The sequence below is a fragment of the Alkalicoccus halolimnae genome (assembly GCF_008014775.2).
GTDB lineage: Bacteria > Bacillota > Bacilli > Bacillales > Salisediminibacteriaceae > Alkalicoccus > Alkalicoccus halolimnae.
This window is the reverse complement of the sequence record NZ_CP144914.1, coordinates 2,478,090-2,490,147: the sequence shown is the minus strand read 5'-3', so window position 1 is coordinate 2,490,147 and position 12,058 is coordinate 2,478,090. Positions and strand designations below refer to the sequence as shown.

Annotated in this window: 13 protein-coding genes; 9 read left to right on the top strand and 4 right to left on the bottom strand. The window is 44.7% G+C overall.

The features are described 5' to 3' along the window. The first annotated feature begins 97 nt into the window (after positions 1 to 97). From FTX54_RS11460 to FTX54_RS11450, 3 genes are all read left to right on the top strand, one after another. Positions 98 to 604, top strand: a complete 507-nt coding sequence (locus FTX54_RS11460; protein WP_147805175.1) for a GNAT family N-acetyltransferase — start codon at positions 98 to 100, stop codon at positions 602 to 604. A gap of 1,233 nt (positions 605 to 1,837) precedes the next feature. Then, positions 1,838 to 2,518, top strand: a complete 681-nt coding sequence (locus FTX54_RS11455) for a potassium channel family protein (protein ID WP_147805177.1) — start codon at positions 1,838 to 1,840, stop codon at positions 2,516 to 2,518. A 4-nt stretch (positions 2,519 to 2,522) separates the two neighbouring features. Beyond that, positions 2,523 to 3,851 carry a TrkH family potassium uptake protein gene (locus tag FTX54_RS11450; RefSeq protein WP_147805178.1) on the top strand — a complete coding sequence of 443 codons (1,329 nt, stop codon included), beginning with the start codon at positions 2,523 to 2,525 and terminating at the stop codon, positions 3,849 to 3,851. Between the two features lie 219 nt (positions 3,852 to 4,070). Here the strand turns inward: FTX54_RS11450 and FTX54_RS11445 are convergent, their stop codons facing one another. Beyond that, on the bottom strand, positions 4,071 to 4,946 hold the full coding sequence (locus tag FTX54_RS11445) for a LysR family transcriptional regulator (RefSeq protein ID WP_147805179.1): 876 nt from the start codon (positions 4,944 to 4,946) through the stop codon (positions 4,071 to 4,073). Positions 4,947 to 5,061: 115 nt separating this feature from the next. On the opposite strand from FTX54_RS11445, the gene FTX54_RS11440 reads away from it, so the two are divergent. Further along, positions 5,062 to 6,156 carry a citrate synthase/methylcitrate synthase gene (locus FTX54_RS11440; RefSeq protein ID WP_147805180.1) on the top strand — a complete coding sequence of 365 codons (1,095 nt, stop codon included), beginning with the start codon at positions 5,062 to 5,064 and terminating at the stop codon, positions 6,154 to 6,156. 81 nt (positions 6,157 to 6,237) lie between these two features. After that, entirely contained in the window at positions 6,238 to 7,101 is an 864-nt protein-coding gene (locus tag FTX54_RS11435) for an SDR family oxidoreductase (protein WP_147805210.1), read from the top strand. A gap of 179 nt (positions 7,102 to 7,280) precedes the next feature. Here FTX54_RS11435 and FTX54_RS11430 read toward each other — a convergent pair whose 3' ends face one another. Both FTX54_RS11430 and FTX54_RS11425 read right to left on the bottom strand, forming a co-directional pair. Continuing rightward, positions 7,281 to 7,850, bottom strand: coding sequence for a class I SAM-dependent methyltransferase (locus FTX54_RS11430; protein WP_147805181.1), 570 nt, complete (start codon positions 7,848 to 7,850; stop codon positions 7,281 to 7,283). 97 nt (positions 7,851 to 7,947) lie between these two features. After that, positions 7,948 to 8,361, bottom strand: a complete 414-nt coding sequence (locus FTX54_RS11425) for an RrF2 family transcriptional regulator (protein ID WP_147805182.1) — start codon at positions 8,359 to 8,361, stop codon at positions 7,948 to 7,950. A 224-nt stretch (positions 8,362 to 8,585) separates the two neighbouring features. Between FTX54_RS11425 and FTX54_RS11420 the strand changes: the two genes are divergently transcribed. From FTX54_RS11420 to chrA, 3 genes are read left to right on the top strand one after another with little or no spacing between them, the layout of a single operon-like run. Next, complete coding sequence (locus FTX54_RS11420) at positions 8,586 to 8,846, top strand: hypothetical protein (RefSeq protein ID WP_147805183.1); 261 nt, start codon at positions 8,586 to 8,588, stop codon at positions 8,844 to 8,846. 27 nt (positions 8,847 to 8,873) lie between these two features. Further along, positions 8,874 to 9,011, top strand: coding sequence for a hypothetical protein (locus FTX54_RS11415; protein WP_187254676.1), 138 nt, complete (start codon positions 8,874 to 8,876; stop codon positions 9,009 to 9,011). 30 nt (positions 9,012 to 9,041) lie between these two features. Beyond that, positions 9,042 to 10,208, top strand: coding sequence for a chromate efflux transporter (chrA, locus tag FTX54_RS11410; protein ID WP_147805184.1), 1,167 nt, complete (start codon positions 9,042 to 9,044; stop codon positions 10,206 to 10,208). 325 nt (positions 10,209 to 10,533) lie between these two features. On the opposite strand, the gene FTX54_RS11405 is transcribed toward chrA, so the two are convergent. Next, positions 10,534 to 10,920, bottom strand: a complete 387-nt coding sequence (locus FTX54_RS11405; RefSeq protein WP_147805185.1) for a hypothetical protein — start codon at positions 10,918 to 10,920, stop codon at positions 10,534 to 10,536. 712 nt (positions 10,921 to 11,632) lie between these two features. On the opposite strand from FTX54_RS11405, the gene FTX54_RS11400 reads away from it, so the two are divergent. Continuing rightward, on the top strand, positions 11,633 to 11,956 hold the full coding sequence (locus tag FTX54_RS11400; protein ID WP_147805186.1) for an ArsR/SmtB family transcription factor: 324 nt from the start codon (positions 11,633 to 11,635) through the stop codon (positions 11,954 to 11,956). Positions 11,957 to 12,058: the final 102 nt, after the last annotated feature.

The window sequence follows — 12,058 nt, the reverse complement described above, 5'->3', positions numbered from 1 at the left end:
GACAAAAATCTTCAGGACACCGGAAGATGCCTTACAGGGAGAAGCCATGTTAATATGTGTGGTAGAAATTTTATTTTACGAGAAAAGGAGTACTACCATGCTCATAAGAGAAGCGGCATTTTCTGATGCAGAAACGATACGTGACCTGATGCACGGGGCATTCTCCGTTTATAATAACGAGTTTCCTCCATCCGGAGCGGTAAAAGAAACGACAGACTCTATTTTAGAAGGTATGAAAAACGGGGAAGAGGCGCTGATCGCTATTGAGGATAAGAAGCCGGTGGCTGTGGTGAGGTTTACAAAGAGAGATCACGGCTGGTATTTTTTCCGGCTGGCGGTTCATCCGGAAAAGCAGGGGGAAGGCATCGCGAAATCGCTCGTTAAAGCGCTGGAGGATCATTTTTTGACGCTCGGCATCGATTATCTTTACTGCAAAGTCCGCAAAAGCACCCCGGAAAACATTACAAAATATGAAACGTGGGGCTACCGGGTGTTTGAAGAAGAAACGATCCATAAACCCGGAGGCGTCGAAATAGACGTCGTTTCCATGGAGAAAAGGCTTGATAAAAGTACGGTACAGCGTGGAACAGGAAGCAGCTATTAAAAGCAGTGCTTCCTGTTCGTTTTTTAAGAAATGGCTCTGTTAAAGCTCCGTGTTGTTATTGGAGGGGCTGTGGCTCCTTTTTCTGCAGGCGTCTTGAAAAATCGCCTTGGAACTGGTCTTTACCTTTTGTCCCTTCCTGATTCAACCAGCGGGCTTTCTGTATTGGAAAATTATAACGAAGCGGAAACCGGCGGACGCCTGTGGAAGAAGGAGATTGGAAGATCCCGCAGGGCGCAGCCCTAGGAAGCTGGAAAGCTCCTCCACGGCAAGCCTGCCGAGTTGAAGCGAAGTTTTCTTATATATATCAACAACAGAATGCTTTAACAGAGCTTAAGAAATAAAAGTAGTCACTATGTAACTAAGCACCAGCAGGAAAAGCAGGATAGCGAAATTGATTATAATTAATTTTTTAGTTATCCTGATTTGTTCTTTAGAATGCCGGTTTGTCTCTTTGCCGGTTAAAATTTTAATTAATGCGATGAGTATACCTAAAATAAGCAAGGTTAAAGATATAATGACGATAGTGAATATTTCCATATAATCTCTCCCTTGAATGTATTCTATAATAGCAGTCCACCTGAAAAAACATAATAGGTACATGACCTTCGCTTCAGCTGAATTCTTGTACTGAAAAAATATTAACTCTCCACGTTCGTCCTTTAATAGGTCACCACTTTGTTCGAAACGTTATATCCGCTTCCAATGTCCCCTTACATCAAACGGGCTCCTGGCTGTAAAAATCTCCTTCTCCTTTTTTGACACCTTTAATTTTCCTTGTTCGACCGCCTGAAAGCCCCTCGCTGCAAGCACGAACGGGATAATCGAGCTCTTCATCCGCGTTTAGACCACTCAAACCTCCGCCGGCTACAATGACATCTGCCGTAGAAATCTTCTCTTACTCTTTTTCACTTTTCACTTTCCTTAGACACTTGGAAATAAACATGGCCGTCAGGGAAATTTTGCAGCATTCTCTGCATACATTTAAAACATTTGTCATACATTGACAAAAAGAGAAGACGGGAGTAATTTAAATCTATCTAATAAAAACCTTCTACTGCGGAAATGGTTCTATAACAAGAGTTGGGATCATTCAAGATCCGGGGCAAATCTTATTTAGTCGTAAACTTCCCAGTGCCGAATTAGGCAGATAACCTCATTAACATGTATTAAGAGATAAAGGTCAGGCCGGCTGTTTCGGTGAAATAGCTTTTTTGACCGGAAAAGAGGGAAACAATGGAGAAGAAAAAGCACAGGCAGAAACAAAGGCAGTTTGCTGTCATTGGACTCGGGAGATTTGGGGGAAGTGTCTGCAAGGAGTTATTTGCTCAAGGGCACGAAGTTCTGGCTATTGATATAAATGAAGATAAAGCGCGTGAATTTTCTGCTTTTGCTACTCATTCGGTTCAGCTTGACACTACAGATGAAGGAGCGTTGAAGAACATCGGTATCCGTAACTTTGAACATGTAGTAGTCGCAATCGGTGATCATATACAGGCAAGCATTTTAACGACGCTTCTTTTAAAAGAACTGGGGATAGAAAAGGTTTGGGTGAAAGCCCAGAATACCTACCATCAAAAAGTACTGGATAAGCTTGGAGCAGACCTTGTGGTGCACCCCGAATTTGATATGGGGAAACGCATTGCCCACAAAATGACTTCCGATAAAGTAATCGATTTTATCGACCTGGAGGATGACTACAGCATTGTCGAACTGTATGCAACGAAAAAAATAGATGGTCAGTCTTTAGCAACGTTGAATATGAGGGCGATTTACGGAGTAACGGTTCTGGCTATTAAAAAAGACAAAAAAATGAACATAGCTCCCCGGCCGGATATTGAAATTGAAGAAAATGATCTGCTTATTGTAATGGGACACAAAAATGATTTAACCCGATTTGAAAAGGATGGTCTCTAGTCTTATGAGTACGCTGACTCCTTTCTTCCGCCGGCTCACCCCTCCGCAGTTTTTAGCGGTGGGGTTTGCAGTCTCCATTATTGCTGGGGCGTTTCTTCTATATCTCCCGATTTCTACAAGTGTGCCGATTTCCTGGATAGATGCATTATTTACAGCTGCGTCAGCTGCTACAGTAACAGGGTTAGTAGTGGTGGATACCGAAACGCATTTCACAGTGTTCGGCGAGTTAATCCTCATGATATTAATAAAAATGGGGGGACTCGGATTAATGTCCTTAGCTGTATTAATTGTTCTTGCCCTTGGCAAAAAGATGGGGTTAAGAGAAAGGATGCTTGTCCAGGAATCATTTAACCAACCGACACCCGGGGGAATGATCCGGTTGGCGAAGATGCTGCTTATTTTTTCTTTCAGCATGGAATTGGCAGCGACCTTAATTCTTGCAGTACGCTGGGTGCCCGAATATGGATGGGGCTATGGGCTTTTTACAAGTTTGTTTCATGCAGTCTCAGCTTTTAATAATGCTGGATTTTCTCTCTGGTCGTCCAGTTTAACCGCTTATGCCGGAGATCCTCTCATCAATGTCGTCATAACAATTTTATTTATTACAGGAGGCATCGGCTTTACCGTCGTGTATGACGCCATTAAAACGAAAAAATTCCGCCACTTAAGCCTGCATTCAAAAATGATGATTATAGGCACCCTTGTCCTAAATGCAGGCGCTGCGTTGACTGTTTTTTTGCTGGAATATGGTAATCCAGCGACCCTGGGAGCTTTAGACATGCAGGAGAAACTTTGGACTTCCTATTTTCAGGCTGTCACTCCCCGAACGGCGGGATTTAATACAATCGACATCAGTGCGCTGGAGCCGAGCACACTTACCGTTATGATGGTTTTAATGTTTATAGGGGCAGGAAGTGCGTCTACTGGAAGCGGCATTAAATTAACGACTTTTCTTGTCATTATTCTCGCCGCTTACACGTATTTAAGAGGGCGTAAAGAACCTGCAGCGTTCGGACGCAGAATCGAAAGCAACGTGGTGACCAGAGCCTTGGCGATCGCTGTTATTAGTTTAATTCTTGTGATTCTCAGTATTTTCGTGCTGACGATTACGGAAGATGCACCTTATCTCGTCATTGTTTTCGAAGCCTTTTCTGCATTTGGCACTGTGGGGCTTTCGATGGGACTAACGTATGAACTCTCCACAGCAGGGAAATTCATCATTATGATTCTGATGATCGTCGGACGTATCGGGCCGGTGACGCTTGCATTCGCACTAGCTAAAGGTGAATTAAGCAACGTGCGGTATCCTAAAGGGGATGTGTTTACAGGTTAAACCGAACGTATATGAAAAGGAACTTCCATTTCAGATTGTCGTTTATAGAAACGACAATCTTTGTTACGTAGAGAACGCTCTTCAGGGGACGGGCCAGCTAATTGCGCACGTCCTGCTGAACAAATATTCGGCTGGTCCTCTATCGCCCCGGTATTATTTTATTCTTTCTTAAGCTGCGGTAGGAGAGTTTATTCATGGCAGGACCTTACTCAGCTTTTTCTACACTAAACGTTTAATAGTACCCCTGAAGTTAAGTGCCTGTTCATGAGGGTATTTGGTCAGTATATAAGTCGATGCAGCAGGAAGCGGTAATTCCGGCGCATCAATTTCCAGCAACCGCCCTTCAGCAAGCTCCCGTCTTACTGCGGACCTCGGCAGAATCGAAAATCCAATGTCTTCTTCGATAAAACGCTTCGTCACGTGTACTTGAGACACTTTCATCGTTCTTAACTCAGGGTACGCCTGGTGAAGATACATCAGGATCGCTCCCCAGTATTCCGGGTGATTATCGGTCAGGAGAACCTTTTCCTCAATAAGCGTACGCAGCTCAATAGGGGGACTGTTTTCAGGTTCCCCGCCGTCATGAGGTGCTACGACCTTCAAAGGCTCTTCAAATACCTGCTCCGCTTCCACTTCCCTGATAGAACTGTCCATTCTCGATAAACCGATATCCGACCGTCCGCTGCTTATTTCCTCGGCAATCATTTCCGATTCTATAACGCGGATTACGACCTCCACCTGCTTTTCTTTTTTAACGAATGCTTTCAGCCAGTGGGGAAGATAGGTCGTTGCGACGAGCGGAGAAACGGCAACCGTAAGCGTTTGATCGTAGCCCTGCTTAAGACGCTGTATTTGTGCGAAACCTGCGTCCAGCTCTTCGACAATCTGCGAGGCTTTCGGCAGAAAATATCTTCCGTAGGTGGTGAGGCGGACGTTTCTGCCCATTTTCTCAAACAACGTCACTCCCAGTTCTTTTTCCAGCTGTTTTATCTGCACAGAAACAGCCGGCTGCGACATGAAAAGCAGTTCTGCCGTCTGATGGAAATTTTCCACCTTCGCAGCGGTTATAAACGTACGAAGCCATCTTACATTCATTAGAAATCCCTCCTTTTATTGATTATAAATCATTATCAATAATCAGATAATAATTTATTTTTATTAATTGAATGCATCGCTTACACTTAAAGCAGCAGGAAAGGATGAGATGAAAATGGATGTAAGAAATCAGGGATTAGCAGGGGTAGTCACTGCAGATACGGCTGTCAGCATGGTCGATGGGGAAGCCGGCAGACTGATTTACAGAGGATACGATATTCGTGACCTTTGTCTGCACTACGAATTTGAAGATATTTGTTACCTTTTGTGGCACGGCAGACTGCCGGATCAGGAAGAGAAAGAAGCGCTGAAAGCAGAATTCCGGGAGCAGAGGAAACTTTCCAAAGAGTTAATAAGCTTAATTCAGCTCCTGCCGGAAAACATGCCGATGATGAGTGTGATCCGTACGTGCATTTCTTCTTTAGGCGGCGCCTCTTTTTCCTGGCCGCCCACGTCGGATCAGGCAGTGAAATTAACGGCCATTATGCCTGTGATTATTGCTGTGCGCTACCGGTGGGTCAAAGAAGGGATCCTAGTTGAACCGAATGAGGAGTTATCTCATACTGCGAATTACTTATATATGCTGCATGGGTCGATCCCGGAAAAAGCTCATTTGATGGCAATGAATGCTTATTTGATTTTAACGATGGAACATGGCATGAATGCGTCTACTTTTACTTCCCGGGTCATCACTTCCACTGAATCGGATTTTGTATCAGCTGTTACCGGTGCTATAGGGGCAATGAAAGGGCCGCTCCATGGGGGTGCTCCGAGCGAAGTGACGAAGATGCTCGGTGAAATAGGAGGGAAAAGCAATGTAGAACCGTGGCTGCGCGATCAGCTGGAGCATGGCTATAAATTAATGGGATTCGGTCACCGCGTGTACAAAACACAGGACCCGCGTGCGGAAGCACTGAAAGAAGTCACTGCTTCTTTAGTGGAGAAAGATGATTGGCTCGAGCTTGCACATGAAGTAGAAGAAACAGCGGGTGCCCTGCTGGAAGAGTATAAACCGGGAAGAAAGCTGTATACAAACGTGGAATTTTACGCAGCGGCGGTGCTGCGTGCCGTACAGATGCCGGATGAACTGTTTACCGCAACGTTTACGGCAAGCAGAATCGTCGGCTGGAGTGCGCACGTACTCGAGCAGGCAGAAAACAATCGTATTTACCGGCCCGAGGCCCATTATACCGGGATTGTTCCAAAATAAATCCAGTGAAATATACTGAAAATTCTGATATAATTAAGTTCAATTTATGTATCAAAGTAACTGAAAAGCGAGGGAATGAAAATGAAAATTCTCGTCACTGGAGCTACTGGAAGATTGGGATCGAAGGTAGTAAAAGCTTTGATGGAACGTGTCCCGGTAAATGAGCTGGCAGTCAGTGTCCGCAATCCGGAAAAAGCAGCAGCCCTTCAGGCAGAAGGAGTGGAGGTTCGTCACGGGAATTTTGATCAGCCGGAATCGCTGGATATTGCCTTTGCCGGAATTGACCGCTTATTAATTATTTCTACAGATTCAGAGAATGAGTTGAAGGCGAGGCAGCATATAAATGCCGTGGATGCTGCGAAGCGTGCAGGTGTCCCTTACATTGCCTACACGAGTATGGCGAACGCAGCGGAAAGCAGGAACAGACTGGCGCCTCCGCATCATAAAACAGAGCAGGCTGTTCTGGCAGCGGGAATTCCTTACACCTTGCTCCGCAACAACTGCTATTTGGAAAATGAATTAAGCAGCATTCAGGGGGCAGTCGCAGGGGCTCCGTGGATCACCTCCGCCGGCGAGGGAAAAGCAGGGTGGGCACCACAGGAGGATTTTGCAGAAGCCGCCGCGAACGTCCTCACAGGAGAAGGGCACGAAAATAAAACATATGAACTCTCCGGACCGCTGCTGACGATGCAGGGTCTCGTGCAGGAACTGGAAGAAGTATTGGAAAAGGAAATCCCTTTGAAAAAGGTGGACGATGAGACGTTTGAACATATACTGAAAGAGTATGGGCTCCCTGATCCTGTGATTTCCCTTGTGACAGGGATTCAACATGATATCCGCCAAGGGACAATGGAGGTAGAAAACAGCGATTTTGAAAAAGTGCTCGGGCGGTCGGTAACACCGATGCGAGATGCTTTAAATAACCTCGTAAAAGTGCAGGCCTAAAAACGTCTCAGTAAGGGGGACTGTCTCAAAAAGATTATCAAAACAGCCGGAATTAAAACCGGGCAAGGGAATGAATAAACCTGTCAGACGAGGAGTTTCTGACAGGTTTTTTGCATGTACAGCTTCATTATTTTCCAGCAGGGAGCGTATATTTATTTTGCCTTCTGAAAATAAAAAGATTAATCGTGCTTCCTGGCGGCGAGCATATACAAAGATTCGTACGGAAAATGTTTCTCCGCTATTTGGAAGCCTGCTTCGTTCATTTCTGTTTCCATCTTTTCCATTGTCAATCTCGGTGCCTTCCCGTCCTTTCTTTTTGGTTCGAGTTCCAGACAGATTAAATTCCCATCTTTATTCAATGCTTTTTTCATCTGCTGTAACAACGGTTTCAGCGGCTGAATCTCGTGCAGGACGAGTGAAGCAATGATCAGATCAAAAGAGCCATCCGGCAAAGGAAGATCTTCGATGCTTCCTTTTACCGGAACGATATTTGTGAGCTGTTCTGCGACTGCTTTCTCTTTTATTATTTCCAGCATAGCAGCATCGATATCAAGTGCATATACGTTTCCGTTAATCATTTTTGCCGCAGGTATTGAAAAATACCCGGTTCCAGCACCAAAGTCCAATAAGGTATCGGTATCTTTCAGGGGAATCCTGTTCAGCAGCTGTTCCGGTGAAAATTCTTTTCTTCGTTCAGGACTTTCCAAGTAGGAGACTTTCCCATTGCTGTGCCTGTCATGGTGATTCATAAACATCCTCCTCTTAAAGCAGCTATTCAGACGCGCTTCTCGTCCAGTTCAAATGGCAGACACTTCATCCATATTCGTGCACTACTTAAAAATAGATTTACCAATCTTCTGCTTCCTGTTTGTATTGCGCCTGCTCAGCAATATCAATTAAAAGCTTGGATGCCAGTTCTCCTTTCATAGTTTCTTCTGCCTGCTTCATAACGTTTTCTATCAAGCAGCCGTCATGATGAATGGAACAGTTGAATAAGCTGGTATCTCCTTCAACTGCATGAATAACATCGAGAAAGGAGATGCTGTGTTTTGATCTGAATATTCTATAGCCTCCCTTTGCACCTGGCGTCGATTCGATTAATCCTGCTTTTGTTAGTTTGGTTAATATCTTGGAAAGGTAAGTAGGAGAGAGCAGCTGCATTTCAGCTAATTTCTGAACTCCCACCTGATGCCCTTCAGGCTGCATCACTAAAAAAACCATCGTATGCAAGGCGTAGTTTGTAGCATTTGAATACTTCATCATTACCCTCCCTGAATAAAAAAGATATTATAGACTCTTTATCTCCTTAATATAGATAAATATTATCACTGCAATCGCGGAGAGTCCATTTTGAGGTTGTTATTTCACGATTTAACAGAGCTGTTCACCTCCGTTTTGCCTGCTTTGACATCAGCCGTATACACTCTTCATTATATACATGTTATCCTATATAGGAATTGACTTATATAAGGGAGGTAAGAAAAATGAGGTCCGAAGAAATATTGGAGCGGCTGTTCATGAGTTCAGCTTCGGAAGCGGGAGAAATTTCCCGGAAGGAGCATCCTGATTATGTCATCGATCTGCGTGCGGAAGCGGAAAGCCCGCTCTCGGAGACCGTTTCTGTCCATGGAACGAAATCATTTTCCTTAATAAACGGAGGTCCGACAGATCCGGAAGAGCTGCTGCGGGCAGTCCGCTTTACAGCAGACTTGCTGGAGCGCGGCGGTAGTGCCGTCCTTCATTGAAAAGGTGGCAGAAGCCGCACCGGGAGTGTGGCTGCAGGAGTACTGCTGGAACTAGGTGGAGAAAGAACGGTAGAAGAGGCTCAGAAGACGATTCTCCGCTATCGGGACAGCGCACACATCCAGGAGGAGGCACGGAATGTGCTTCGTCATCTTTATGAAACATAAAAGGAATAAGCTGCAGGAGGGACATACATAATGAAAACATGGCTCGAAATTTTTCTCGTATCGCTGCGGCTCGGTCTGACCTCTTTCGGGGGGCCGGTCGCGCATCTGGGATACTTTAAGGAGGAGTACGTCAACAGAAGAAAATGGCTGACAGAAAAGCAGTACGTGGACCTTGTTGCCCTCTGCCAGTTTTTGCCCGGACCGGCTTCAAGTCAGGTAGGAATGGGAATCGGCCTTGCAAGAGGGGGAATAACAGGAAGTCTCATTTCATTTATCGGTTTTACGACGCCTTCCATTCTGCTGCTTATGGCGGCAGCCGTAGGTTTTCAGCAGCAGGGTCTTATTGACCTTGGCATTATTGACGGATTAAAAATTGTAGCTGTAGCAATCGTCGCTCACGCACTGCTCGGGATGGGAAAGAACCTCGCCCCGGACAACCAGCGGGCGTCAATTGCCGTACTTGGTTTTGCGCTCGTCCTGCTTGTGCCGGCAGTCTGGATTCAGGTACTGGTCATCGTAACCGCGGGGCTTATCGGCTGGTGGATCTACAGAAATAAAGAGCTGCCGAAAGCAGAGTCGCTTCCGCTGACTCTTTCCATCAAATTTTCAGCGGTCTGTCTGTCGCTTTTTGGCGGACTGCTTGCAATTCTGCCGGCGCTGCGGGCTCTTACCGACAGTCTGCATATTCAGCTTGCAGACAGCTTTTACCGGGCGGGGGCGCTCGTTTTCGGCGGAGGGCACGTCGTCCTGCCGCTTCTGGAACGGGAAGTGGTACCGACAGGCCTCATTTCCGAAAGCGACTTTCTCGCCGGCTACGGAGCTGCCCAGGCCGTTCCGGGTCCTTTATTCACTTTCGCAAGCTATCTCGGTATGGTCATCGACGGGGCGCCGGGGGCGATTACAGCGACCGTCGCTATTTTCACTCCGGCTTTTCTGCTTTTGTTAGGCGTACTGCCTCTATGGCTTAAAATCCAGCAGGCGCCGGGAATGCGTGCAGCGGCAGCCGGAATCAACGCCGCCGTCGTAGGGATTCTCGCCGCAGCGCTCTACAGCCCGGTGTTTACGTCCGCTGTTGGAAACGGCGCGGACCTCGCCTTTGCGGCTGTTTTGTTCATGCTGCTCGTTTACTGGAAACGCCCTGCCTGGCTTATCGTTATCCTTGGTATCATCGGAGGTCTGCTGTTTTACGGCGTTTAGGTCTGCAGAAACTGTCTCTATAGGAGAGGCAGTTTTTTAGAGAGCAAAAAGCATGTACAACCATATTGGCCTGTTTCAAATAAAAAAGCAGGCCGTTATTAAATTAGCGGGCTCGGTTTTGGGAGAGAAAAATTGAATTCGCATGCATAATAGCACTGTAATTGAACGTGAAATTACAGCTCAATTAGCATTGTAATTAACACACAAAAACGCACAGATTTTAAAATCTGTGCGTTTTACTCATATTTTATTAACGATGACTAAATCTAATATAGCCAATAAACACATCAATTTGCCGATATGTGTAATGATCAGTCATTTCCAACTACTCCATTTCGTCTAAATAAGTTGTTAATTCTTCTTTTTCATGTGTCTGATATATGAGCGTTTCTGTATCAAACACATAATAGGACGGTATTTGAGAAACTTCTAATCCCCCATATTTGATATCATCCACATGGTTTTCTTGAGACGTCAGGAAAGCTTCGATAAGAGGTCTTTGCAGGATTTCACTCAACTCTCTTACCTCCTCTTCCGTTTCTACCACAGCATAAGCAGCATAAGAACCCTCACTTTCTGCAAGAAGGGAATGATAGGTGAATTCCTCATCACTTTCCGATAGCATGTCTTCATATATCGAAAGACCACTGTCACTGCAGGCTGCTAAAAATAATAATACCCCCATTAAAAACATCGAAAAAATATTCTTCATGCACACCTCCTGAATATTTTTATAGTTGTTATTTATTTAATTAAACTCCTCGTTTGTTTAAGTACACTTCTTCACAAACTCTTTCTTTAGGCTAATATAATTTTAACATATAATGACAAAAACCTGTTTTTCTTTATTCTATAAGTAAAAACACATCGTTATTAGCATTCATTTTAACGTCCTGATTAACGTTGTTATTAGAGAGGTGACAATATTTATTGTCATCCAGTCTTTAAATTATAGCTGTGTTAAAGCTTTAACAGAGACACTCATGCAAAAGTCTTGCACCATGAGGCATGAAAATGGCCTTCTTAAGGAATGGAACTTCCCCCCTATACAGGCGGCACCAATGATGTTCAAGGAAGGATTCTCTTTATTAGAAGGGAGATCCTGCTCTGTCTTTTTGCCGTAAGCTGTAGTGGACATGGGGCGACTCCAGGGCGGTCAAGGACGAGCTGAAGATCCATCCCTCCCGACCGCAGAGAGGAAGGGATTAGCTGAGGCCGCCCCGCCCGGAAAGCGTCCCCTTGGAAACGAAAGCGTCCGTTAATCGCTTATCTACATTATTTTCAAGGTAGCCTAAATTATAAGAAAAAGTATTTTGCAGTGGATAGCTCGTTAAATATCAACTCACCGCATTTCAACCATTGAAAAAGTACACGTATAATCTAATGTATTGACATATCGAATTAAATCGATGTAAGATAAGCGAATGGATAACTTAAATGTTTTAGATATATTCAAAGCGTTATCAAATGAAACTCGCCTTAATATTTTGAAATGGTTAAGAGAACCGGAGAAGAATTTTCCTGCACAGCAGGCACATTTACCAAAGGAGGTAAGCATTAAAGGCGGCGTTTGTGTCGGAGATATTCAGGAAAAGGTCAATTTATCTCAATCAACTGTTTCCCATTATTTATCCCTCATGCAAAAAGCAGGTTTGCTGGAAGCTGTGCGGTACGGGCAATGGACATATTACAGACGAAATGAAGAGACATTGGCAAAAGTCGCAAAATTCGTTAACGAAGAAATTTGAGGCAGAGCCATGTCTTTTTTTTGAATATGTATATCGATATTTTTAGATATATCTATATAAAAATACAAAAGTTTAATATGGCGTAAAAGAATAAAAACAGGA

What these genes read in the sequence shown, in the direction of transcription:
- FTX54_RS11460 (WP_147805175.1), top strand. Translation starts at nt 98, where the DNA reads ATGCTCATAAGAGAAGCGGCATTTTCTGATGCAGAAACGATACGTGAC.
- FTX54_RS11455 (WP_147805177.1), top strand. Translation starts at nt 1,838, where the DNA reads ATGGAGAAGAAAAAGCACAGGCAGAAACAAAGGCAGTTTGCTGTCATT.
- FTX54_RS11450 (WP_147805178.1), top strand. Translation starts at nt 2,523, where the DNA reads ATGAGTACGCTGACTCCTTTCTTCCGCCGGCTCACCCCTCCGCAGTTT.
- FTX54_RS11445 (WP_147805179.1), bottom strand. Translation starts at nt 4,946, where the DNA reads ATGAATGTAAGATGGCTTCGTACGTTTATAACCGCTGCGAAGGTGGAA.
- FTX54_RS11440 (WP_147805180.1), top strand. Translation starts at nt 5,062, where the DNA reads ATGGATGTAAGAAATCAGGGATTAGCAGGGGTAGTCACTGCAGATACG.
- FTX54_RS11435 (WP_147805210.1), top strand. Translation starts at nt 6,238, where the DNA reads ATGAAAATTCTCGTCACTGGAGCTACTGGAAGATTGGGATCGAAGGTA.
- FTX54_RS11430 (WP_147805181.1), bottom strand. Translation starts at nt 7,850, where the DNA reads ATGAATCACCATGACAGGCACAGCAATGGGAAAGTCTCCTACTTGGAA.
- FTX54_RS11425 (WP_147805182.1), bottom strand. Translation starts at nt 8,361, where the DNA reads ATGAAGTATTCAAATGCTACAAACTACGCCTTGCATACGATGGTTTTT.
- FTX54_RS11420 (WP_147805183.1), top strand. Translation starts at nt 8,586, where the DNA reads ATGAGGTCCGAAGAAATATTGGAGCGGCTGTTCATGAGTTCAGCTTCG.
- chrA (WP_147805184.1), top strand. Translation starts at nt 9,042, where the DNA reads ATGAAAACATGGCTCGAAATTTTTCTCGTATCGCTGCGGCTCGGTCTG.
- FTX54_RS11405 (WP_147805185.1), bottom strand. Translation starts at nt 10,920, where the DNA reads ATGAAGAATATTTTTTCGATGTTTTTAATGGGGGTATTATTATTTTTA.
- FTX54_RS11400 (WP_147805186.1), top strand. Translation starts at nt 11,633, where the DNA reads ATGGATAACTTAAATGTTTTAGATATATTCAAAGCGTTATCAAATGAA.